This is a genomic window from Cellulomonas sp., from assembly GCF_035634735.1.
GTDB lineage: Bacteria > Actinomycetota > Actinomycetes > Actinomycetales > Cellulomonadaceae > Cellulomonas.
This window is the reverse complement of the sequence record NZ_DASQCJ010000100.1, coordinates 17595-39104: the sequence shown is the minus strand read 5'-3', so window position 1 is coordinate 39104 and position 21510 is coordinate 17595. Positions and strand designations below refer to the sequence as shown.

Here is a 21510-nt window from a genome sequence, read left to right as displayed (position 1 = left end):
GGCGTCCTCGACGGCGTGCGCGACCTGGAACGACTGGTCGGTCAACGCCGCGGCCAGCACCTCGGCCTTGGCGGCGTCGACGTGGCCCGTCTCCAGCGCCTCCCCGGTCGCGCCGAGCAGCCCGTCCAGCACGACCGCCCGGCGCACCACCCGGTTCGCGGTCATCCGCGCCCAGCCCAGCCGCATCGCCAGCTCGTCGCCCGCCACGCTCGTCTGCGTCGGCGGGGCACCGGCCAGCGGGGACCAGTCCGGGCGCATCTCCTCCCGGCTGGCGAGCTCGGCGACCGCGGCCAGCTTGCGGGCGTGCAGGTGGGACTCCATCCGGTCGATCGCCGCGACGACCTCCACCAGCACCGTCGGGGACACCACCCGCTGGTCCAACCCCCGCAACCACGCGTCCAGCACCGGCCCGGGCGGGCACGACGCGATCGCCTCGACCTGCCGCTGCTCCGACGTGCGAGGCGCCCGGCCGGCCGTCACCACGGGGTCCGGGCCGAAGTCCGTCAGGCACGTCCCGTCCGCCGCGTAGACCGGCAGCACCGGGTCGGCGACCACGTCGCCGTCCGGGTGTTCCTGCAGGTCAACCATGGAAAGACCCTATCGGCGACCACTGACACGCCCCGGCCCGGTCGCGCCCGCCGGAGCCCCGTCCGACACTGGCGGGGACGGGCCGCCCGGCGACCCGCCGCACCATCCGAAGCGACGAGAGGACCGCGCCATGGGCCTGGACGACATGACGGAGAAGGCGAGCGACGCCGGTATCGAGAAGGCCGGGGACACCGCCGCGAAGAAGTCGGGCGGTGGGAACGCCGACACGATCGACGACCTCGAGAAGAAGGCCGACGACAAGATCGGCAAGTAGCCCGCACGCGACGACGCCCGCGCCTCCCCCCGGGGGCGCGGGCGTCGTCCTGCGTGGCGCGAGCCACGGCCTCGCGGGCGGTGCCGGGCCCTCCTCCCGGCGACCGCCCACGGCGGGTCAGCGGCGCACGCGCAGGCGTCCGTCCCGGGCCCGGGTGACGAGGTCGCCCAGGCCGACGACGACGATCACGGCCACGAGGCCCGCGACGACGATCCACACCTGCGGCGACATGACGGTTTCCCCTCGATCCGGCCCTCGACGTGCTGACGGGTTCCATCCTGGCAAGCCGACCCCGCCCGGCGGATCGGCCCTGCGCCGTATCTTCGGGTCCGACGTCGGGCGTACGGGGTCCCCCTCGGGGCGCACGGCCTCCTCCTCGCGGCGGAGGCGCGACCCCGGGACGACCTCGGGGTCGACCCCGACCCCGAGCGCCGGTCAGACCACGACGGCGGGCGGCTCCGCGACCGAGTAGTTGTGCCGGAACACGTCCTCGGGGTCGTACCGCCGCTTCAGCGCGCGCAGCCGCTCCAGGGTCGCCCCCGGGTAGACGTCGGCGAGCCGCTCGGGCCGGGGGTCGGTCTCGAACGACAGGTAGGCGCCGTCGAAGTGGTGCGCCATGGCGTCCCAGATCGCGTCGATCCGCCGCCGGCTGCTCCCCATGGCGACGATGCTGAAGTTCGCCGACCGGTGGGCGTAGGCGGTGGCGTCGGCGGGCACGTCGTGCACGGCTCCACCGGCGGCACGGATCTGGAAGAACGGCGTGGCGCCGCTGCGGACCAGCCGGGCCGCGTCGGCGGCGAGCTCCGGGGTGAGGTGCTCGGCCATGCCGGACCGGGTGACCGGCTCGCCGTCGGAGGTGTGCCGCTGGGGCACGGAGACGACGGCCGGGTAGGGCACGACCTGCACCTGCTGCTGGAGCAGGGGCGCGATCCGGGCGAACGGGTTGAGCCGCTCGATGATGGTCTCGGGGTCGTCGGAGTCGACCATCGCCATGACCTGTGCGGCGACGACGCCGCCGCGCGGCGGGCCCATGATGAGGAACGCCGTGGTGTCGCGTGGGGCGGCCTCCAGGGTCGCGCCGTAGTCGACGAGGAACTGCTCGGTGTCGGAGGCGTCGAAGACGAGCTGGGCGAAGCCCACGTCGCCGACCTCGTCGACCTCGAACTCGAAGGACGTGACGATCCCGAGGTTCGCCCCCGCGCCGCGCACGCCCCAGAACAGGTCGGGGTTCTCGTCCTCGCTCGCCCGGACGACGGAGCCGTCGGCGAGGACGACCTCGGCCGCGCGCAGGTGGTCGAGCGTGAGGCCGTGCTCGCGGACCAGGAACCCGATGCCGCCCGCGGTGGCGAGGCCGCCGACCCCGACGCCGCCGTAGTCGCCGGAGGTGAGGGCCCAGCCGTGGGGGTGCAGGGCGGCGGCGACCTCGCCCCAGCGCGCGCCGGGCTGGATGCGGACCCGCCGGGTGGCGACGTCGAGCACCTCGATCGCGTTCATCCGGGACAGGTCGAGGACGATGCCGCCCTCGTTCGTCGACCGGCCGCTGATGCCGTGCCCGCCGCTGCGGATCGCGAGCGGCACGTCCTGGGTGCGGGCCCAGGCCAGCGCCTCGACGACCTCGGCGGTGTCGCCCGGCCGCAGGACGAGCCCCGGCCGGCCGCCGCGCATGTATGTGGACCGCACGGCGGCGTACCCGGCGTCGCCGGGCTCGACGGCGGTGCCGACGAGCGCGGCCGGGACGGCGTCGTAGTCGAGGCCCGGGGCCCGGGCGGCCCGCACGGCGGAGCTGCGGAGGGTGCCGACCCGGGTGCCGCGGGCGGCGCGCGCGGCGGCGACGCGGTCGCGCAGCGCAGGGACGACGTCGGCGGCGAACGCGTCCAGCACCGCCTCGGTGGCACCCGCCAGGACGAGGGTGCCGACGCCCGCGTCCAGCACGAGGGCGGCCAGGCGGTCGACGGCCGACGCGACGACGGCAGCGCCGTCGGTGCCGCCGAGACCCAGCGCCCGGGCGTCGAGCACGAGCCCGCGCCGGACCTCCCGCGGGTCGCGGCCCGCCGCCGCCAGGTCCGCGTCGAGGGCGGCCTGCTCGCGGCGCACGGCGTCGAGCCGCGCCGCGGAACCGGCAGCACCGGGGACGGGCCCCGTCGTGGCGCCCGGCAGCGCTCCGCCGCCCGGCGAGGTCGCACCGGCCGGGACGGTCAGCCACCAGCCGTCGGCGACCCGCGCGGCGAGCACGCGCGGGCCGGGGTCGACGGGCTGGCGACCCGCGCCCAGCCACAGTGCGAGGTCGTGCGCGGGCGACGGCCCGCGCTGCGCGCCGGGGACGCGGTGGTGCCGGCCCTCGTGCACGAGCGGGCCGGGCTCGGCGGCGGCCCACAGGCCGCGCAGGACGTCGATCCCCTCGGCGAGCGCGTCGAGCGCCTCGTCCGGGTCGCCGCCGTCCGCCCCGGGCGCGAGCCCGGGCGTCACGCGGCCGCCCGCGAGATGGTCCAGGCTCGCGACGGCGCGCGCCAGCACGGCGGGCGGCCGGTCGTCGAGGCGCAGGCCGCGGGTCGCGAGGTCGACCCGAGAGGTCGCGCCGGCGACCGCCCCGAGCACGGTCCACGCGTCGAGCGCGTCGACCGCGTCGACCTCGCCCGCGTCGCCGTCCGGGTCGTCCGCCACCACCACGAGGTCCAGGCCCAGCTCCTCGGCCCGCCGCGCGAACCGTGTCGCGGCGCCCGGGTCGGCGGCCGAGGCGGGGAGCTCGACGCCGAGCTGCAGGGGGTGCCCGAGGTCGACGCCGCTCACGCCCGCTCCCCCGCCACGAGGGCCGCGGGCGCCGCGCCGGCCGAGCCGCCGCGCTCGGCGGCGACGAGCTCGCGCACGGCCGGGGCGATCTCCTGCCCGAGGACGGTGAGCAGGGTCGGGTCGTCGCCGGTGGCGATGAAGGCGCTGGTGCCGTGCTCGAGCGCGAGGACGGCAAGCTGCTCGACCCACTGCTCCGGCGGGCCGGCGAGCAGGTCCGTGCTGCGCCGGGCGGACAGCCGGCCGCCGACGTTCAGCAGCCGGCGCACGGCGCGGGGGTCGCGCCCGGCCGCCCGCGCGGCGTCGTCGATGCGCGCGTTGGCGTCGTCGAGGTCCTGAAGGCTGCTGAGGTAGCCGAGCGACGGCAGCCAGCCGTCGGCGTGCGCGCCGGTGAGCCGGAGCATGCGCGGCTTGTAGGCGCCGACCCAGATGCCCACGGGGTGCGCGGGCGCCGGGCCGCGCTTCGCGCCGGCGAGCGGCCAGTAGTCGCCGGGCAGGTCGACGCGGGCGCGCTCGCCCGTGTCCCACAGCGCGCGGATGACGGCGATGGCCTCGCGCAGCGCGTCGACGCCCTGGCCCGGGGTCAGCCGACGCCCGCCCATGGCCTCGATCGCGTCCCAGAAGCCGCCGGCGCCGAGCCCGAGCTCGACGCGGCCGCCGGACAGCAGGTCCAGGCTGGCGACGGAGCGGGCGAGGACGGCGGGCGGCCGCAGGGGCAGGTTGGCGACGTTCGGCGCGAGGGTGATCCGCTCGGTGCGCGCGGCGACGTAGGACAGCAGGGTCCAGGTGTCGAGGAACGACGGCTGGTACGGGTGGTCCTGGAAGGTGGCGAGGTCGAGCCCCGCCCGCTCCGAGAGCTGCGCGAGCCCGACGACGCGCTCGGGCGCCGCGTTGCTCGGCGTGATGAACGACCCGAACAGCAGGTCGTGGCCGTAGTCCGTCATGTCCGCCTCGTCTCGATCCGCCGCCGCATCCGTCGGCGAGTCCGATCGTATGTCGTGCAGATGATTGGCTCAACCGAGTGACCCGGCGTACGATTCCCGGCATGACGGCGGCCGACGAGCAGACGACGCACCCGGTCTCGGACCTCGGGTGGTCGCTCGGCGTGCTGCTCCGCGCGTACGAGCGGGCGATGACGACGGCCGTCGAGGCGGTGCCGCACGGGTTCCGCGGATTCCTGGTGCTGCGCGAGGTGGTGCGCGGGGCGCACCCGAGCCAGGCGGCGCTGGCGGCGAGCCTCGGCATCGACCGCACGGTGATGACGTACCTGATCGACGACCTGGAGCGCGCCGGGCTGGTGGAGCGCCGGGTGGCGGAGGTCGACCGCCGGCAGCGCCGGGTGCACCCGACGCCGGGCGCCGAGGCGCTGCTCGCGGAGCTGGAGCACCGGGTGGCGGTCGCGGAGGACGACGTGTTCGGCGCGCTGGACCCGGCGGACCGCGCCACGGTCGGGCAGCTGCTGCGCCGCGCGGCGTGCGGCTACCGCGAGACCGGCGACCCGTGCACGACGGTGGAGCACGCGCTGGGGCGCTGAGCCGCCCCGACGGCCCCGCCGCGTCAGACCCGGCGCGTCTCCGCGTCCTCGCACGCCGCGAGCAGCAGCTGCGCCGCCTCCCGCACCTGGGCCACCTGGCCGAGGTCGAGCCGCAGCCCGTCGACCATCGCGGCCGGGATGCCGACGGCGCGCCCCCGCATCGCCCGGCCGGCGTCGGTGAGCCGGATGGCCAGGGCGCGCTCGTCCGCGCCGTCGCGCGCCCGCTCCACCAGCCCGAGCGCCTCCAGCCGGCGGACCAGCGGCGACGTCGTCGCGGGCTCGAGGTGCAGCAGCGCGGCGAGCGCCTTGAGCGTGAGGTCGCCGTGCTGCCAGAGCGCGAGCATCGCGAGGTACTGCGGGTGGGTGAGCCCGAGCGGCTCGAGCAGCGGCCGGTAGAACGCGACCAGCGCGCGGGCCGCGGCGGACATCGCGAGGCAGACCTGCGCCTCGACGGCCAGCGGGTCGACCGCGGGCGGGTCGACCGCGGGCAGGCCGGCCGGGGGCAGGTCGGCCGCGGGCCCGGCGGCCGCGGGCTCGGCGGCCACCGGCGCAGTGGCGGCCTGCTCGGCGGATCGGGTCACGCGACGATGCTAGCGCGGATCGTTCGTGCGCATATGATGAGGGCACTCATCATCAGACCGGACGGGGCGACGAGCCATGGGCAAGATCGGCAGGGCGAACGACAGGCGCGAGGCGGCGCTGCTCAGCGTGTTCGGGCCGGCGCAGGTCGGCGACCCCCTGGCCCCCGACCGTGAGGTCGCGGAGGCCGACCGCGAGCGCGACCAGGCGCTGCGCACCGAGTTCGTCCGGGTGGTCGGCGCCGACGGCCGGTCCTACCTCGTGGAGCGCCCGGTCGAGGACTGAGGCCGCCCGACGGCCCACGGGCGGCCGACCGACGGCCGGCCGCTCCCGCGCACGGCGACGCCCCCGCGACCGAGCCGGCCACGGGGGCGTCGCCGTGCGTGCGGGACCTCGGGTCAGCGCGCCCCGGCCCGCCGCCACGCGAGCAGCGCCACGACGAGCGCCCCGAGCCCGGCCGCGAGGCCGAGGCCGCCGAGCACGACCGGCAGCGCGCCGGAGCCGTCCCCGTCGCCCGACGCCCCCGCCGCGGCGGCGTCGTCCGAGCCGCCCTCGTCGGCGGCGGCCGCCGCGCCGTGGCCGTGGCCGTCCGCGGCCGCCTCGGTGGTCGTGAACGTCGGCGCCGGGTAGTCCGGCTCGGCGTCGCCCTCGGCGACCTGGTCCCAGTCGACGACCTCGCCGTCGGCGTACTCCTGGTGCGCCGGCAGGACGAGGTCGGTGCCGGCCGCGGGCAGCGGGCCGACCGAGATCGCGAACTGCTGGAACTCGCCGTCGCCGATGCCCGCGCCGTCGGCGGTCCAGGTGACGCTCAGCGGGGCCTGGGTGATCGTGGCGCCGTCGACCTCCACCGGCTCGGGCAGGTCGCCGCGCTCGACGGTGGCGGTCCAGCCGGGCACGGGCTGCGTCGAGACGGACGTCAGCGGGGTGTCCGTCGGCAGGTCGACGGTGACGCGGGTGGTCGGGGACGTCGGCGACTCGTTGGGCACGCGGAACGTCAGCACGGTCCAGCCGCCGGCGGCGGTGGCCTCCGGGACGACGCGGACGTGCGCGGACGCGGCGGCGGCGGAGCCGAGGACGAGGGTGGCGGCCAGCGCGGAGCCGGCGGCGGCGCGCGCGAGGGCGCGGGGGGTTGCGGACACGGTGGTTCTCCTCAGGGGTACGGCGAGGGCGCGCCGCCGGGCCGCCGCGGGGCGGCGGCGGGGCGCGCGGGGACGGCGCGACCGGGCCCCGCCGCACGGCGTGCGGGGGCTCAGGCCACGCGGGGGCGGAGCGCCCCGGGGGGCCCGCGCCGCGCGACCCCGCCCCGCAGGGCGGGCACCGGCCGCGGCGCGGCGACGTCCGGCACCGGGGGACGGGACCGCGGGGCCACCGGCCCCGGCAGCGCCCCGGCGAGCACCGGCAGCAGCGCGGCCCAGCGGCGGGCGAGCGCGAGGACGCCGCGGTCGGTCGCGACGAGCAGCAGGACGGTCGCCGCCATCGCGGCGGCGTGCGCGGCGAGCATGAGTCCGCCGGCGGCGTGCGGGTCGGCGGCGGACGCGGCGGCGGCCCCGGCGGCGTCGACCGGGACGCGCGCCGCGGCGGCGACCGCGGCCCCGTGCCCGGGGTGCGCCCCGCCCACGGCCGCGGCGCCGGAACCCGGCGAGAGCCAGGTGAGCGCCGCGTGCACGGCGAGCTGGCCCGCGACCGCGGCGGGCAGCAGCAGCCGCACGGTCAGCGGGCGCCGCGCGAGGGCGGCGGAGCCGACGAGGACGAGCGCGCCGATCAGCGCCAGGGCGCCCCACGACGGGGCGTGGCCGCCGGCGAGCACGTGCGCGCCCGATCCGAGCGCGAGCACGGTCGCCGCGACGCCGAGCAGGCGCCCCACGACGAGCGCACGCTGCACGGACGGGTCCACAGGCGCCGACGCTACGGCATCGCCGGGACGAAGGTCCCGGCGGGAGCGGGTGACCGGCCGGGCGGCGGGCGCCCGCCGGTCACCCGCTGCGCGGCCGACCCGCCCGGTGCGCGGCCCGCCCGCCCGGTGCGCGACCCGCCCGCCCGGTGCGCGGGCGCCCGCCCCGGCGCGGGTGAGACGGCCGGGTACCCGCCGTCGACCCGGTGCAGGCTGCCCGTGCTGGACGACGCCTCGTCGCTCAGCAGCGACGCCACGAGCGCGGCCCCCTCCTCCGCGCGGCCGGAGGAGCGGGCGCCGGCGGCCCCGGCCACGTAGCCTGCTCGGTGGGGGACCGACGAGAGCCGGGGAGGGCGCGTGACGACGGAGCCGCAGGTCGGCGAGGGCGCAGGGGCGCCCGACGCGGCGCCGCCGCCCCTCCCCCGGATCCGCCGGCGGCCGAGCGCGGGCGACCTCCGCCTGGTGCTCCTGTTCACGCTGCTCACCGTCGCCGCCAGCCTGCTGGGCCGCGCCACCCGCGTCCCGGACGCCGAGGTGAGCCTCGTCTGGCCGGCCGCCGGGGTGTCGGTGCTGTGGCTGGTCGCGCGCGCCCGCCGCCCGTGGCCCTGGCTGGACCCGCTGGCGCTCGCGCTGTCGACCGGGGTGGTGGTCGGGGCGACCGGGGCCTCGCTCGCGACGGCGGTCATCGGGGCGCTCGCCGCGACCGTGCAGGCGGTGGTGTGCGCCTGGGTGCTCGCCCGGCGCGCGCCGTCCGTGTGGGCCGCCCGCGGGACCCAGCAGCTGCGCCGGGTGCCCGAGCTCTGGTGGTTCGTCCTCGGGGCCGCGCTCAGCTCCGCGGTCTCCGCCCCCCTGGTCGAGCTCGCGGTCGTCGTGGGCGGCGAGCCGTGGACCTGGCGGACGGCGCTGCTGTGGTGCGCCCGCAACACGGTCGCGATCATCGGGATCGGCACCCTGGGCTTCACGCTCGGCGCCTGGCTGCATCGGCGGGCCGCGCGGCACACGGCCCAGGAGCGCGTGGAGTGGTGGACCGAGGGCAAGGGCGCCGACTACCTGGCCGCGCTGCTCCTCGCGCCGCTGCTCTACGTCGTGTGGTTCGTGCAGGTCGACTGGCTCGCGGTGGTGTTCCCGCTGATCGGCCTCACGGTGTGGGCGGGCTCCCGGCTGCCGACGCGCTCGGTCGTCCTGCACACCACGGTCTGCGGCGTGGTGGCGATCCAGCTGACCCTCGCCGGGTCCGGGCCGTTCTCGGAGCTGCCCGACCCGACCGCGCAGGTGGCGATCGCGCAGCTCTACGTCGGCCTCGTCACCGTGATCGGCCTGGCGCTCGCCATCGCCCGGGACGAGCGCGTGCGCCTGGTCGCCGACCTCCAGACCGCCCGCGACCGGGCGCAGGAGCAGGCGACCCTGCTGGCGACGGTCGTGGACACGATGTCCGAGGGGGTGCGGGTGGTCGACGCGACCGGCCGCGTGGTCGTGCGCAACCCCACGGCGGGCCTGCTGCTCACCGGCCGGCCGACGTCCCAGGCCGACGGCGACTCCGACCTGGCGCACCTCGCCCGGCTCGACGGCAGCCCGGTCCCGGACGCGGAGCTCCCGTTCCGGCGGGCGCTCGCGGGCGAGCAGGTGCGCGACGCCGACCTCCTCGTGCGGGTGCCGGGCGCGACCGAGCCGCGGATCGTCACGTTCTCGGCCTCGCCGCTGCCGGCCGGGGCGGGCGGCGGCGCCGTGACGGTGCTCCGCGACGTCACGGTCGAGCGCACCGAGCTGCGCCGGGCGGCCCAGGTGCAGGCGAGCCTGCTGCCGTCGCGCGTGCTCGACGTACCCGGGCTGGACCTCGCCGCGCGGTTCGTGCCCGCCGGGTCGGTGGGGGGCGACTTCTACGACTGGCAGGCGGTGACGGACGGGCTGGTGGTCACGCTCGCGGACGTGATGGGCAAGGGCCCGGCGGCGGCGATCCTCGCCGCGACCACCCGGTCCGTGCTGCACGCGCAGCCCGCGCTGCACGACGTCGCCGGCACCCTCGTCGCGACCGAGCGGGCCATGACCGCGGACCTCGCCAACGCCGGCGCGTTCGTGACGATGTTCCGGGCGTTCGTCGACGCCGCGGACGGCCAGGTGTCCTACACGGACGCGGGCCACGGGCTGTCCCTCATCGTGGGCGAGGACGGCACGGCGCGCCGGCTGTCGGCGACCGGGCTGCCGCTGGGGATCGCGCCGGGCCCCGACCGGGTCACCGCCCGCGCGCGGCTCGCCCCCGGCGAGCTGCTGGTGACGTTCTCCGACGGCGTGCTCGACGCGCTCGGAGGCTCGCTGGGGGACCTCGACCAGGTCGGGCACGCGGTCCGCGGCACCCGCACCGCGGAGCAGGCCGCCGACGCCGTGCTGTCGCTGGTCGACCCGCGGCACCCCGCGGACGACCTCACCGTCGTGGCGCTGCGCCGGGCCGCGTGACGGAGGCCGCCGTGGACCTGCTGCTGCTCGCCGACACCCACGTCCCCCGCCGCGCCCGCGACCTGCCCCCGGTGGTCTGGGACGCGGTCGACGCCGCGGACGTGGTGCTGCACGCGGGCGACTGGGTCGACGTGGCGCTGCTCGACGCCCTGGAGGCGCGGGCCCGCCGCGTGGTGGGCTGCTGGGGCAACAACGACGGCGCCGACCTGCGCGCCCGGCTGCCGGAGGTGGCGCGGGCGGAGCTGGGCGGCGTGCGGTTCGCGGTCGTCCACGAGACGGGGCAGGCCGCCGGCCGCGAGGCGCGGTGCGCGGCGGCGTACCCCGACGCGGACGTGCTGGTGTTCGGCCACAGCCACATCCCGTGGGACACCGTCGCGCCCGGCGGTCTGCGGCTGCTGAACCCGGGCTCGCCCACGGACCGCCGCCGGCAGCCCGCGGGGACCTACCTGACGGCCCGCGCGAGCGGCGGGGCGCTGCACGACGTGGTGCTGCACCCGGTGCCCCCGCGCGCCTGATCCCGGCCGCGCCGCCGGGCGCCGGCCCGCGGCGGACCCCCGCGCCCGCCCCGGGCCTCAGTCCGCCCGGCGCACCGCCACGACCGTGATGTCGTCCGGCCGCTCGGCGGCGTCGGCCGCGAGCCGCAGCACCGCCTCGACGGCCGCGTCCGCGGAGCCGACCCCGCGCACGGCCGCCACCACCGGCGGCAGCCCCGCGAGCGTGCCGTCGACCAGGTCGAGCACGCCGTCGGAGAACGTCACGAGCAGGTCGCCCGGGCCCAGGTGCGCGGTCCGCTGCTCGCGGGCCTCCTCGTCCAGCACCCCGAGCGGCAGCCCGGTCGCCGGCAGCCGCTCGTCGGTCCCGTCGGCGCGCACCACCACGGTGAGCCCGTGGCCCGCGTCGGCGTAGCGGACCTCCCCCGACGCGGCGTCCAGGGCGGCGTGGAACGCGGTGGCGAACAACCCGGCGCCCGACAGGTCGGAGTGCAGGATCGCCCCGGCGTACAGCAGGGACTGCGCGACGTCGGCGCCGTGCGCGGACCCGCGCAGCACCGCGCGGATCGACGCGGCCATGATCCCGGCGCCCGCGCCCTTGCCCATGACGTCGACCAGGCTGAGCACGACGCCGCCGTCGGTCGCCGACCAGTCGTAGAAGTCGCCGCCCACGGCCCGGCTGGGCAGGCACGCGCCCGCGACCTCGTACCCCAGAACCACCGGGGCGGAGCGGGGCAGCAGCCCCGCCTGCACCTGGGCCGCGCGCTCGAGCTCGGAGTCGATCACGAGCTCCTTCTCGACCCACGCGGCGAGGTCGCGCAGCAGCGAGGCGCTGTCCGCGTCGAACTGCCGGGGCTGCTGGTCGGCGATGCACAGCGTGCCGACGCGGTAGCCGCCGGGCGCGACGAGCGGCTGGCCGGCGTAGAACCGGAGGCCGCCGTCGCCGACGACGAACGGCTTGTCGCGGAACCGCTCGTCCTGGGCCGCGTCGGGCACGACGAGCATCCGGTCCTCGCGGACGGTCGTGCCGCAGAACGAGTCCTCGCGGGGCACGACCGGCTCGTCGAAGCCGGCCATCGCCTTGTGCACGACGACCTCGCGGTCCACGAGCGAGACGATCGCGGTCGAGACGCCGAACAGCTGCCGGGCGAGCCGGACGACGCGGTCGAACCGGTCCTCGGCGGGGGTGTCGAGCACGCCGAGCCGGTGCAGCGCAGCGACGCGGTCGTCTTCCAGGTGCAGGGTGTCGGAGGCCATCGGCACGACCGTACGTCACGCCGACCGGTGCCGGGCCAGCCGCCAGGTGTTCCGGTCCCCCTCGCGGGCCAGGCTCAGGCTGTCCACCGCCCGCAGCACCAGCGCGATGCCCCGGCCGCTCTCGGCGAAGTCGTCCACCGGGTCCGGGTCGAGGTCCACCCGCACGGGCGCGCCGTCGTCCGTGAGCTCGGCCGCGAGCCGGCCGGGGTCGGCGCGCAGCAGCACGCTCGCCCGGACCGGCCCGTCGCCGACCGGGACGGTGTGCCGCACCACGTTGGTCGCGATCTCGATCACGGCGGTCTCGAACCGCAGCCGGTCCAGGTCGGGCACCTCCGGCGCGGCCTGCCAGAGGCGCGCCAGGGCGTCGTGCACCTCCTCGAGCCAGCCGAGCTCCGCGGGGCCGTCGACGCGGAGCTCGACGGCCCCGTCAGCGCCCGGCACCGACCGCGTCCTCGACGGTCGCGTACGGGCGCAGCACCCGGTCCATCGTCGTGAGCTCGAGCACCGTGCGGACCTGCTGGCCGACGCCCGCGATCCGCAGGTCGCCCCCGGCGGCGCGCGCCGAGCGCAGGCCGCCGACGAGCGCGCCCAGCCCGGACGAGTCCAGGAACGCCGTCCCGGCCAGGTCCACCACGACGAGCGTCCGCCCCTCGGCCACCTCCCGGTCCACGGCGGCCTTCAGCTCGCCCGCGGCGGCCATCGTCAGCCGCCCCTGCACGTGCAGCACCGCCGCATCCTCGCGCTGGTCGGTCGTCAGCTCCATCGAGTCCTCCTCGTCGTCGTCATGCGATGCCCCGGCGCCGCGCGCTGGGCGGCGGGCTCGCGTCGGGCCCGGTGAAGCCGCGGTAGCGCAGCGCCTGCACCACCACGCTGAGCACCACCAGGTCGTACACCACCCACAGCAGGTTCACCGTCGTGCCGACCCACAGGGACAGCCCGAGCGACGCCCGGACGATCCCGATGACGGCCGCCACGACCAGCAGCGCCATGGCGAGCAGCTGCGGCCACACGAGCCGCCACTGGCTCGGCGAGCCGTCGGGCCGGACCTTGGGGGTCACGGCGAAGCCCAGCGGACGGCCGAACCAGACGTTCGCCACCGCGGTCCAGACGGCCTTGATCCACACGGGGAACAGCGCGAGCGCGTACTGCTGGCCGCGCCAGGTCTTGACGCCCCGCGCCGCGACCAGGAACAGCAGCTGGCTGGCCAGGAAGAACGGGATGAACCGCTCGAAGAAGTCCCGGCTCCACGCCGTCACGGGCAGCACGCCGAAGCACAGGAAGATGATCGGCGCGGCCAGGTAGACCAGCGCGGCGAAGCCGGACAGGTAGGACCACATGGTCGCGAAGTACATGAGCTTCTGGCCGACCTTGAGCCCCCGGACGCCCAGGGGGTTCTCCTTGAGCATCACCTGCATGGTGCCCTGCGCCCAGCGCAGCCGCTGGGTCATCATCGTGCCGAGGTCCTCGGGGGCCAGGCCGTGCGCGAGGCTCTCGTGGTGGTAGACGGTCTTCCAGCCGAGCGCGTGCAGCCGCATCGCGGTCGCCATGTCCTCGGTGACGGACAGCGTGGCGACCGGCATCACGGCCTGGGCCTCGGAGGACCGGTCGACGTCGACCGCCCGCACCAGGGCCTGCACCGACTCGATCGCGCCCAGCGGCGACCACTCGCGGTCGGCGAGCCGGGCCAGCGCGGGCTCGTCGACGACGACGGCGCCGATCTCGTCGTCCCGGGCGATCGGCAGCGCCGCGATCGCGGCGAGGTCCTCCTGGATGCTCGCGACGTCCCGGGCCACCACCTGCGCGGAGATGCCGTCGACCTCCCGCTGGAAGGCGTAGGTCACGTCGGACAGCGGCTCGCCGGCGTCGAGCTGCCCGAGCGCCCGCGCGGCCGCGTCCTGGACCTCGTGCAGCACCGCCGCCTGGGCGGCGTCCGGGGCGTCGCGCTGCGCGCGGTCGAGCAGCCGGCGCGACGCGTGCAGCGCCTCGCGCACCGACCGCTCGGTCTCCCGCACGTACCCGACCAGGCCGAGCTGCATGAGCGCGTCCCGGCGCAGCACCGCGTTCGACCCGCAGAAGAACGCGGCGTTCCAGCCGTCCTTGCCCTGCTGGATCGGGCCGTAGAACAGCGGCGCCTGGCTGCCGAGCGGGTCGGCCGAGGTGACGTTGGTGAAGAACTGCGGCGTCTGCACCAGGGCGACGGCCGGGTCCTCGAAGTACCCCAGGACGCGGTCCAGGATCTCGGGCTCGGGGATCTGGTCCGCGTCGAGGATCAGCAGGAACTCGCCGTCGGTCTGGAACAGCGCGTTGTTGAGGTTGCCGGCCTTGGCGTGCCGCGGCCGGTCGGTCCAGTCCTCGGAGCGCTGGATGTACCCCACGCCGGCGGCCCGCGCGGCGGCGGCCAGGTCCGGGCGGGAGCCGTCGTCGAGCACCCAGGTCCGGTGCGGGTACGCGATGTCCCGCGCGGCCTCGGCGGTCCGCAGCACCAGCTCCACGGGCTCGTTGTAGGTCGTGACGAACACGTCGACCGTGATCCCGGGCGCGGGGGCCGGCGGGTCGTCGCGCCGCCTGGCCTTCCACATCGTCATGCCGAACAGCCCGACGTCGATCAGCGAGTACGTCTCCGCGATCACCAGCGGCACGGCGATCCACCACGCCGACCAGTTCACCGAGTCGAGCCAGCGCCAGGCGATGTAGTTCACGCCCAGCACGAGCGTGAGCACCACGCCGACCCGCAGCACGAGCTGCTGCCTCATCCGTTCTCCCTCCGCAGCACCACGACGGTCAGGTCGTCGGGGCGGTCCGTGGCGGTGCCGGCGGCCGCGAGCACGCGGGCCACGGCGTCCGCCGCCGACGTGGCCGCGCCGAGCGGCGCCGCCAGCACGTCCTCCGGGTCCAGCGCCCGGTCGCCGCGCTCGAGCACGCCGTCGCTCAGGACGGCCAGGGTGTCGCCGGGCGCGAGCGCCACCTCCGCGGCGACGCGCGGCTCCCCCACGACCACGCCGAGCGGCGGCCCCTGCGCGGGCAGCCGCCGCAGGGCCCCGTCCGACGTGCGCAGCACCGCGAGCCCGTGGCCCGCGTCGGCGTACCGCAGCACCCCGGTCGCCGGGTCGAGCTCCGCGTGGAACGCGGTCACGAACGCGCCGGCGCGGTCCAGGTCGGGCTCGAGCACCCGCTCCGCGAGCGCCACCGCGTCCCCCACGTCCTCGTGCCGGCCGACCCCGCGCAGCACGGACCGGACGGTCGCGGCGATGATCGCGGCGCCCAGGCCGCGGTCCATCACGTCGGCGAGGGTCAGCAGCAGCCGCCCCGGGGCCAGCTGCCAGTCGTAGAAGTCGCCGCCCACCCCGTGCGCGGGCAGGCAGGCGCCCGCCAGGTCCCAGCCCGGCACCTCGGGGGCCGCGGTCGGCAGCAGCCCCCGCTGCACCTCCGCGGCGCGCCCGAGCTCGGCGTCGGCGGACAGCTCCTTCTCCACCCACGCGGCCAGGTCGGTCAGCAGCGCCTCGTCCTCGGCGGAGAACTCCCGCGGCCGGCGGTCCATCAGGCACAGCGTGCCGACGCGCTCGCCGGCCGGGGTCGCGAGCGGCCGCCCGGCGTAGAACCGGATGTGCGGCTCGCCCGTGACGAACGGGGCCACCGCGAACCGGGGGTCCAGGGCGGCGTCGGCGACGACCAGCGTCGCGGGCTGCTCGACGGCGACGGCGCAGAACATCCCGTCCCGCGGCGTCTGGCGGACGACGGTGCCCTGCCGCGACTTGAGGAACAGCCGGTCGGCGTCCACCAGCGAGACGAACGCCATCTGGACGTCGAACAGCTGCTGCGCCAGCCGGGTCACCCGGTCGAACCGCTCCTCCGGGGGCGTGTCGAGCACGTCGAGCTCGCGCAGCGCCGCGACGCGTCGTGCCTCGTCCGCGTCGCCCCGTCCGGTCTCGCCCATGCCTCACCCCCCGGCGTGACCCTACCCACCGCCACCCTGACCTGCAGGACGGGCGGGGCCCGCGGAGTCCACCCGCCTGACGGGTCAAGGAGCGGCGGGCCGTGCCGATGGAGTGTCCGTGCAGCACCGTGTCCCCGTCCCACCGCTCGCGGTCGCCGTCGCCGTCGCCGCGCTGGTGACGCACGCCGTGCTGCCGCCCGGGACCCTGCGGGACCTGCTCTACGTGGGCGTCGGCGCGGTGTGCGCCGCGCGGGCCTACCGAGCCGCGGGCCGGGTGGCCGGGCCGCAGCGGCGCGCCTGGCGGCTGCTGGCGCTCGGGCTCGTCGCCTGGGTGGTCGGCGACGCCCTGTGGACCCTCCTGGAGCGCGGGCTGGGCGTCGAGCCGTTCCCCTCCGTGGCCGACCTGGCGTACGTCGCGTCCTACCCGCTGCTCGCCGCAGGGCTGGTGCGGGCGTTCCCCGCGCCGCGGGGCCGGCGGCCGACCTGGCTGCTCGACGCGCTGCTGGTGACGAGCGGCGCCCTCCTCGTCCTCTGGCTGCTGGTCCTCGAGCCGACGCTGTCCGGCTGGGCCGCCGACCCCCTGGGCACCGCGGTCGGCGCGGCCTACCCCGTCGGCGACGCCGTGCTGCTCGTGCTCCTCGCCCGCGCCGCCACGGCCGCCGGGACCCGCCCGCCGGCGCTGCGGCTGTCGACCTGGGGCGTGCTGGCCATCCTGCTGGCCGACGAGCTGTTCCTGCTCGCCCCCGGCTGGCCGGCGCTCGACGCGCGGGTGCACCTGCTCGACTCGCTCTGGCTCGCCGGGTACGTGCTGCTCGCGGGCGCCGCGCGGCACGCGTCCGCCGGCCGGGTCGCTCCCCCGCGGGCCGACGGCGACCTCGGCACCGGCTACCTGATGCTCCTCGGCGTCTCGGTCTGCGTGCTGCCGGGCACGGCCGCCCTCGAGGCGGCCCGCGGGCTCCCCGTGCACCTGGCGGAGGTGTGCGTCGCCGCCATCGTCGTGATCGCGGCGTTCCTCCTCCGGTTCGGCGGGGTCCTGCGGGCCATGCGCCGGCAGCACGCCCGGCTGGAGCACGTCGCCGTGACCGACCCCCTCACCGGCCTCGCCAACGCGACCGGTCTCGCGCGCCGGCTGGAGGCGGCGCCCGGCGAGGCCCCCGCGGGCACCGTCCCCGCCGTGCTGCTCGTCGCCCTGGACGGCTACCGCGACGTGGCGCAGACGCTGGGGCACGCCGTGGCCGACGACCTGCTGCGCGCCGTCGGCGCCGTGCTGGGCACGGAGGCCGCGGAGGGCGGGACGCCGGCGCGGCTGGCGCGGGACGTGTTCGCGGTCGGGCTGGACGTCGCGGGGCCCGCGGAGGCGGAGCGGGCGGCGCACCGGCTCGTCGCCCGGCTCTGCCCGCCGCTGCCGGCGGGCGGGCTCGACCTGTCCGTCCGCCCGCTGGTGGGCGCCGCCGTCGCGGCGGGGCGACCCGCCGCGGCGGACGCGCTCGTCGCGCGCGCCGACGCGGCGCTGGCGGCGGCCCGGCGCGGCGACGAGCGCGTCGCGGTGGACGCCGGCGGGCCCGGGGCGGCGGGGGTGCCCGGGGTCCCCGCCCAGCGCGGCGCCGACGGCGGGCCGCCCGCGCCCGCGCTGTGCGAGGCCGACCTGCTGCGCCGGCTCCCCGCGGCCGCCGCGTGCGGCGAGCTGGTGGTGCACTTCCAGCCGGTGGTGACGGTGGCGGGCGGGCGCGTCGAGGGGGCCGAGGCCCTGGTGCGCTGGCAGCACCCCCGGCACGGTCTGCTCGGCCCGGACGCGTTCGTGCCCGCCGCCGAGCGGACCGGGCTCGTCCGCCCGGTGACGCTGCACGTGCTCGACGTCGCGCTGGCGGAGTGCGCCCGGTGGCGCGCGGGCGGCGCCGGGACGTTCGCGGTGTCCGTCAACGTGTCCGCGCACGACCTGGACGACCCGCGGCTGGTCGGCGACGTCCGCGCGGCGCTGGACCGGCACGGGCTGCCCCCGGACGCGCTCGGGCTCGAGGTCACGGAGACGATGGCGATGCGGGACGCCGCGCAGGCCGGCCGGACGCTGCGCGCGCTCGCGGACCTCGGCGTCCGGCTCGCGGTGGACGACTACGGCGTCGGCTACGGGTCGCTCGACTACCTGCGCCGCCTGCCGTTCACCGTCCTCAAGGTCGACCGGGCGTTCGTGGCCCCGGCGGCCGACGACCGGGTGTGCGCGGAGATCCTCCGCTCGACCGTCGACCTCGGGCACGCGCTGGGCATGCACGTGGTCGCGGAGGGCGTCGAGGACGACCGCACGCTCGCCCTGCTCCGGGGGCTGGGGTGCGACGCGGCGCAGGGCTGGGCGCTGGGCAGGCCCGCACCGGCGGCGGCGCTGGACGCGCGCCTGGGTGCCGGGGCGCCTGTCAATTAGTAGACCCTTCAAGTATTCTCGCCGGACCGACCGGCCCCCGGGCCGCGCCGACCGACCCGAGGAGCACCCCATGCCCGACCGCCGTCCCACCGCGGCCGAGCGCCAGGCCCGCCTGGCCGCCGTCCGAGCCGAGCAGCGCAAGAAGGAGCGCGGCCGCGCCGTCTGGATCGGCTCGATCGCCGGGGTGCTCGTGCTCGCCCTCGTGGGCGTCAGCGCCTGGGTCATCGTCGACGCCGGCCGCGACAAGGCCGCCCTCGAGGCGCAGGCGGACGCCGACATCGAGGGCGTCGAGGCGTTCGACGGCCTCACGTTCAACCACGTCACGACCGCCGTCGACTACCCGCAGTCCCCGCCGGCCGGCGGCGACCACAACGCCGCGTGGCTGAACTGCGGCGTGTACACCGAGCCGGTGCCGAACGAGAACGCGGTGCACTCGCTCGAGCACGGCGCCGTCTGGATCACCTACGACCCCGCGCTCCCCGCCGAGGACGTCGCGACGCTGCAGGCCTTCGCGGACAACCAGTCGTACGTCCTGGTCTCCCCCTACGAGGGCCTCGACTCCGCCGTCGCCGTGAGCGCCTGGGGCTACCAGCTCAAGGTCGACTCCGTCGACGACGAGCGGCTGCCGATCTTCATCCAGAAGTACCTGCTCAACCCCGAGCTCGCCGAGGTCGGCGCGCCCTGCTCGAGCGGCGTGGGCACCCCGGCGTGACTTCGGAGGACCTGCGCGCCGACGCGCCCGTGGCGCCGGACCCCGCACCCGCGGGCCGGGGGCACGGGCGCGCGGTGCTCGCCGTCGTGGCCGTCGCTGCGCTCGTGCTCGGCGCGCTGGGCGGCGCCCTGCTCGCGCGGCAGCCGGCGCTCACGGCCGCTCGTGAGGGCTCGGTCGACGCCGGGTTCGCCCGGGACATGCAGGCGCACCACGCGCAGGCCGTCGACCTCGCGGTGCTGGTGCGGGACCGCAGCACCGACGAGGAGGTGCGGACGGTCGCGCTCGACATCCTGCTGACCCAGCAGAACCAGATCGGCCAGATGGCCGGCTGGCTGTCGACCTGGGGCCTGCCCGCCGCCGCGTCGGCGGCGCCGATGGCCTGGATGACGGGCTCGGAGCACGGCCACGGGGCCGGCGCGACCGCTGCCGCCGGCTACGCCGCCATGCCCGGCTGGGTGTCCCGCGAGGACCTCGCCCGGCTCACGGCGGCCACCGGCGCCGAGGCGGACCGGCTGTTCCTGCAGCTGATGATCCCGCACCACCAGGGCGGCGTGGAGATGGCGGAGTACGCCGTCGAGCACGCGCAGCGCCCGCAGGTCGTGGCACTGGCCCGGAACATCGTCACGTCCCAGGAGCGCGAGCTGACCGCGCTGCAGGACATGCTGGACGCCCGGGGCGGCCCGGTCCCCTGACCGCCGCCGCGGCATCGGCGTGCGCGGGTCCCCTAGCCCCGCTCGCGCAGCTCCAGGCTGATCTGGTCCGCGTCCAGCACGCGCAGCGCCTCGGTGAGCGCGCCCGAGCTCGCGGTGCCGAGGTCGCGGACCTGGAGCAGCGCCTCCCGCTGCGCGTCCAGCACGGCCAGCCGCAGCTCGCGCACCTGGGCGGACGCGGAGGCACGGTCCTCGGCCTCCTCGTCCTCGTCGAGCTCGGCGCCCTGCCGCTCGGCGATCCGCCGGGCCTTCTCCAGGACCGCCGCGTCGTACGGGCTCCCGTCGGGCCGGCGCAGGTCGGGGTCGCCGAGCAGGGCCGCGGCCGCCACCGCCATCTCCCCCGCCAGCCGGTCCACCTCGGCGCGCTCGTCGGCGCCGTCGCGGCCCAGGCCGAGGCGGCGGACCAGCCAGCCGAGGGTGCCGCCCTGCACCAGGAGCGTGCCGGCCGCGACGACGAACGCCACCAGCAGCAGCAGCGCGCGGTGCGGGGTGTCCCGCGGCAGCGACTGCGCCGCGGCGAGCGTGACGACGCCGCGCATGCCCGCCCACACCAGGATCGCGCCCTCGCGGGGCCCGAGGTGCTCGGCCTGCAGGTAGTCGATGTCGGCGATCCGGCGGGTGATCCGGTGCCGCAGCCGCACGCCGCGGACCTCGGGGGCGTCGTCCCGGCCGAGGCGCGGCCGGCGGCGGCGGCCGAGCACCCCGCGCACCTGCGCCGCGTCGACCGGCGCCGTGGTGGCCCGCGGGGCGGCCCCGGCCGGCGGCGCGCCCGGGATCCGGCGCGCGGCCAGGTCCTCCCGGGTGAGGGTGGCGAGCGAGTCGGCGCGGTCGTTCAGCGCGCTGAGGTAGCCCCGCACCGTGACGCCGCGCCGCGCCCGGCGGGACAGCCGCGACAGCAGGTAGGCGACGTAGCCGGTGCGGACGACCAGCACCACGACCGCGGACAGCACGCCCAGCCCGACCGCGGTCCACAGGTGGCCGTGGTCCGCCTGGACCTCGGCGACCAGGCCGTAGAGCTCCAGCCCCATGATCAGGAACACCGCGCCCTCGAGCAGCAGCTCGAGCGTCCGCCAGTTCGCCGCCTCGGCGATCCGGTCCTGCGGCCGCAGCCGCACGCTGCCCGACCCGGCGACCAGCCCGGCGGCGACGGTCGCGACCAGCCCGGAGGCGTTCAGGTGCTCCGCGGGGATGTACGCGACGAACGGCACGATGAACGAGATCGCGGTCGTCAGGTGCGGGTCGGCCACCCGGGTGCGCACCCAGAGGCTGACCTTGCCGACGAGGCCGCCGATGGCGACCGCCACGACCACCGCGTACACGAAGTCGGTCGCGACCTCCCAGAGGGTCACGGAGGCCGCCGTCGCCGCGATTGCCGAGCGCAGCAGCACCAGGGCCGAGGCGTCGTTGAGCAGGCTCTCGCCCTCCAGCACCGTGACGATGCGCGGGCTCACCCCGGACTTCCGCACGATCGAGGTCGCGACCGCGTCGGTCGGGCTCAGGACGGCGCCCAGGGCGATGCCGGTCGCGAGCGTCACGTCCGGGATCAGCCAGGAGAAGATCAGGCCCAGCACCACCGACGTCGCGACCACGAGCAGCACGGACAGGCCGCTGATCGCCGTGAGGTCGCGCCGGAAGTCCATCGTCGGCACCGACACCGAGGTCGCGTAGAGCAGCGGCGGCAGCACGCCGGCGAGGATCCACTCGGGCTCGATCTCGACCGCCGGCACCACGGGCAGCAGGCTGATCCCGACGCCGAGGGCCACCAGCAGCAGCGGGGCGGACACCCCCACCCGCGGGGCCAGGGCGGTGACCGTGACCACCGCGACGGCGCCGATCACCCCGATCAGCAGCAGGTCCATGCGCTCCGCCCCTCCGTGGCCGCCGGCCGCGCG

Annotated in this window: 20 protein-coding genes; 8 read left to right on the top strand and 12 right to left on the bottom strand. The window is 77.5% G+C overall.

The features are described 5' to 3' along the window. Positions 1-588, bottom strand: a 588-nt coding sequence (locus VER05_RS08915) for a hypothetical protein (protein ID WP_414647592.1), incomplete at its 3' end; no start/stop codon positions are given. Positions 589-718: 130 nt separating this feature from the next. Here VER05_RS08915 and VER05_RS08910 point away from each other — a divergent pair. Next, on the top strand, positions 719-862 hold the full coding sequence (locus VER05_RS08910; RefSeq protein WP_324845009.1) for a hypothetical protein: 144 nt from the start codon (positions 719-721) through the stop codon (positions 860-862). A gap of 435 nt (positions 863-1297) precedes the next feature. On the opposite strand, the gene VER05_RS08905 is transcribed toward VER05_RS08910, so the two are convergent. Then, the gene (locus VER05_RS08905; protein WP_324845008.1) at positions 1298-3649 is read right to left on the bottom strand and encodes an LLM class flavin-dependent oxidoreductase; all 2352 of its coding nucleotides are present in this window, start codon (positions 3647-3649) and stop codon (positions 1298-1300) included. Further along, the gene (locus VER05_RS08900) at positions 3646-4590 is read right to left on the bottom strand and encodes an LLM class flavin-dependent oxidoreductase (RefSeq protein ID WP_324845007.1); all 945 of its coding nucleotides are present in this window, start codon (positions 4588-4590) and stop codon (positions 3646-3648) included. Before VER05_RS08900 ends, VER05_RS08905 begins: the two co-directional genes overlap by 4 nt. Positions 4591-4691: 101 nt before the next feature. Between VER05_RS08900 and VER05_RS08895 the strand changes: the two genes are divergently transcribed. Beyond that, positions 4692-5180, top strand: coding sequence for a MarR family winged helix-turn-helix transcriptional regulator (locus tag VER05_RS08895; protein ID WP_324845006.1), 489 nt, complete (start codon positions 4692-4694; stop codon positions 5178-5180). A 23-nt stretch (positions 5181-5203) separates the two neighbouring features. Here VER05_RS08895 and VER05_RS08890 read toward each other — a convergent pair whose 3' ends face one another. Beyond that, positions 5204-5608: a MarR family winged helix-turn-helix transcriptional regulator gene (locus tag VER05_RS08890; RefSeq protein WP_324845013.1), complete on the bottom strand. Its 405-nt coding sequence runs from the start codon at positions 5606-5608 to the stop codon at positions 5204-5206. 229 nt (positions 5609-5837) lie between these two features. On the opposite strand from VER05_RS08890, the gene VER05_RS08885 reads away from it, so the two are divergent. Then, positions 5838-6044, top strand: coding sequence for a hypothetical protein (locus VER05_RS08885; protein WP_147797151.1), 207 nt, complete (start codon positions 5838-5840; stop codon positions 6042-6044). Positions 6045-6157: 113 nt separating this feature from the next. On the opposite strand, the gene VER05_RS08880 is transcribed toward VER05_RS08885, so the two are convergent. Together VER05_RS08880 and VER05_RS08875 are read right to left on the bottom strand one after the other, a co-directional pair. Continuing rightward, a complete protein-coding gene (locus VER05_RS08880; protein WP_324845005.1) occupies positions 6158-6898 on the bottom strand; it encodes a YcnI family protein in 741 nt (246 codons plus the stop codon). Positions 6899-7008: 110 nt separating this feature from the next. After that, on the bottom strand, positions 7009-7653 hold the full coding sequence (locus VER05_RS08875; RefSeq protein ID WP_324845004.1) for a hypothetical protein: 645 nt from the start codon (positions 7651-7653) through the stop codon (positions 7009-7011). 354 nt (positions 7654-8007) lie between these two features. On the opposite strand from VER05_RS08875, the gene VER05_RS08870 reads away from it, so the two are divergent. Further along, complete coding sequence (locus VER05_RS08870; RefSeq protein WP_324845003.1) at positions 8008-10101, top strand: SpoIIE family protein phosphatase; 2094 nt, start codon at positions 8008-8010, stop codon at positions 10099-10101. Beyond that, on the top strand, positions 10098-10616 hold the full coding sequence (locus VER05_RS08865; protein ID WP_414647591.1) for a metallophosphoesterase family protein: 519 nt from the start codon (positions 10098-10100) through the stop codon (positions 10614-10616). The genes VER05_RS08870 and VER05_RS08865 overlap by 4 nt, the downstream gene beginning before the upstream one ends. 57 nt (positions 10617-10673) lie before the next feature. Here the strand turns inward: VER05_RS08865 and VER05_RS08860 are convergent, their stop codons facing one another. The 5 genes from VER05_RS08860 to VER05_RS08840 are packed head-to-tail and all read right to left on the bottom strand — an operon-like array spanning position 10674 to position 15783. After that, positions 10674-11849, bottom strand: coding sequence for a PP2C family protein-serine/threonine phosphatase (locus VER05_RS08860; RefSeq protein WP_324845002.1), 1176 nt, complete (start codon positions 11847-11849; stop codon positions 10674-10676). 15 nt (positions 11850-11864) lie between these two features. Next, positions 11865-12290, bottom strand: a complete 426-nt coding sequence (locus tag VER05_RS08855) for an ATP-binding protein (RefSeq protein ID WP_324845001.1) — start codon at positions 12288-12290, stop codon at positions 11865-11867. Next, positions 12277-12612, bottom strand: a complete 336-nt coding sequence (locus VER05_RS08850; protein WP_324845000.1) for an STAS domain-containing protein — start codon at positions 12610-12612, stop codon at positions 12277-12279. The genes VER05_RS08855 and VER05_RS08850 overlap by 14 nt, the downstream gene beginning before the upstream one ends. A 19-nt stretch (positions 12613-12631) precedes the next feature. Then, positions 12632-14602 carry a glycosyltransferase family 2 protein gene (locus VER05_RS08845; RefSeq protein WP_324844999.1) on the bottom strand — a complete coding sequence of 657 codons (1971 nt, stop codon included), beginning with the start codon at positions 14600-14602 and terminating at the stop codon, positions 12632-12634. Continuing rightward, positions 14599-15783, bottom strand: a complete 1185-nt coding sequence (locus VER05_RS08840) for a PP2C family protein-serine/threonine phosphatase (RefSeq protein ID WP_324844998.1) — start codon at positions 15781-15783, stop codon at positions 14599-14601. Before VER05_RS08840 ends, VER05_RS08845 begins: the two co-directional genes overlap by 4 nt. 118 nt (positions 15784-15901) lie before the next feature. Here VER05_RS08840 and VER05_RS08835 point away from each other — a divergent pair, with 118 nt between their 5' ends. From VER05_RS08835 to VER05_RS08825, 3 genes are all read left to right on the top strand, one after another. Next, positions 15902-18196: a bifunctional diguanylate cyclase/phosphodiesterase gene (locus VER05_RS08835; protein ID WP_324844997.1), complete on the top strand. Its 2295-nt coding sequence runs from the start codon at positions 15902-15904 to the stop codon at positions 18194-18196. A 70-nt stretch (positions 18197-18266) separates the two neighbouring features. Next, complete coding sequence (locus VER05_RS08830; RefSeq protein WP_324844996.1) at positions 18267-18908, top strand: DUF3105 domain-containing protein; 642 nt, start codon at positions 18267-18269, stop codon at positions 18906-18908. After that, positions 18905-19600, top strand: a complete 696-nt coding sequence (locus tag VER05_RS08825) for a DUF305 domain-containing protein (RefSeq protein ID WP_324844995.1) — start codon at positions 18905-18907, stop codon at positions 19598-19600. The genes VER05_RS08830 and VER05_RS08825 overlap by 4 nt, the downstream gene beginning before the upstream one ends. 32 nt (positions 19601-19632) lie before the next feature. On the opposite strand, the gene VER05_RS08820 is transcribed toward VER05_RS08825, so the two are convergent. Further along, on the bottom strand, positions 19633-21477 hold the full coding sequence (locus tag VER05_RS08820; RefSeq protein ID WP_324844994.1) for a sodium:proton antiporter: 1845 nt from the start codon (positions 21475-21477) through the stop codon (positions 19633-19635). Positions 21478-21510: the final 33 nt, after the last annotated feature.

Coding starts and splice junctions, on each gene's coding strand:
- VER05_RS08910 (WP_324845009.1), top strand. CDS start 719: ATGGGCCTGGACGACATGACGGAGAAGGCGAGCGACGCCGGTATCGAG.
- VER05_RS08900 (WP_324845007.1), bottom strand. CDS start 4,590: ATGACGGACTACGGCCACGACCTGCTGTTCGGGTCGTTCATCACGCCG.
- VER05_RS08895 (WP_324845006.1), top strand. CDS start 4,692: ATGACGGCGGCCGACGAGCAGACGACGCACCCGGTCTCGGACCTCGGG.
- VER05_RS08890 (WP_324845013.1), bottom strand. CDS start 5,608: ATGTCCGCCGCGGCCCGCGCGCTGGTCGCGTTCTACCGGCCGCTGCTC.
- VER05_RS08885 (WP_147797151.1), top strand. CDS start 5,838: ATGGGCAAGATCGGCAGGGCGAACGACAGGCGCGAGGCGGCGCTGCTC.
- VER05_RS08860 (WP_324845002.1), bottom strand. CDS start 11,849: ATGGCCTCCGACACCCTGCACCTGGAAGACGACCGCGTCGCTGCGCTG.
- VER05_RS08850 (WP_324845000.1), bottom strand. CDS start 12,612: ATGGAGCTGACGACCGACCAGCGCGAGGATGCGGCGGTGCTGCACGTG.
- VER05_RS08845 (WP_324844999.1), bottom strand. CDS start 14,602: ATGAGGCAGCAGCTCGTGCTGCGGGTCGGCGTGGTGCTCACGCTCGTG.
- VER05_RS08840 (WP_324844998.1), bottom strand. CDS start 15,783: ATGGGCGAGACCGGACGGGGCGACGCGGACGAGGCACGACGCGTCGCG.
- VER05_RS08830 (WP_324844996.1), top strand. CDS start 18,267: ATGCCCGACCGCCGTCCCACCGCGGCCGAGCGCCAGGCCCGCCTGGCC.
- VER05_RS08820 (WP_324844994.1), bottom strand. CDS start 21,477: ATGGACCTGCTGCTGATCGGGGTGATCGGCGCCGTCGCGGTGGTCACG.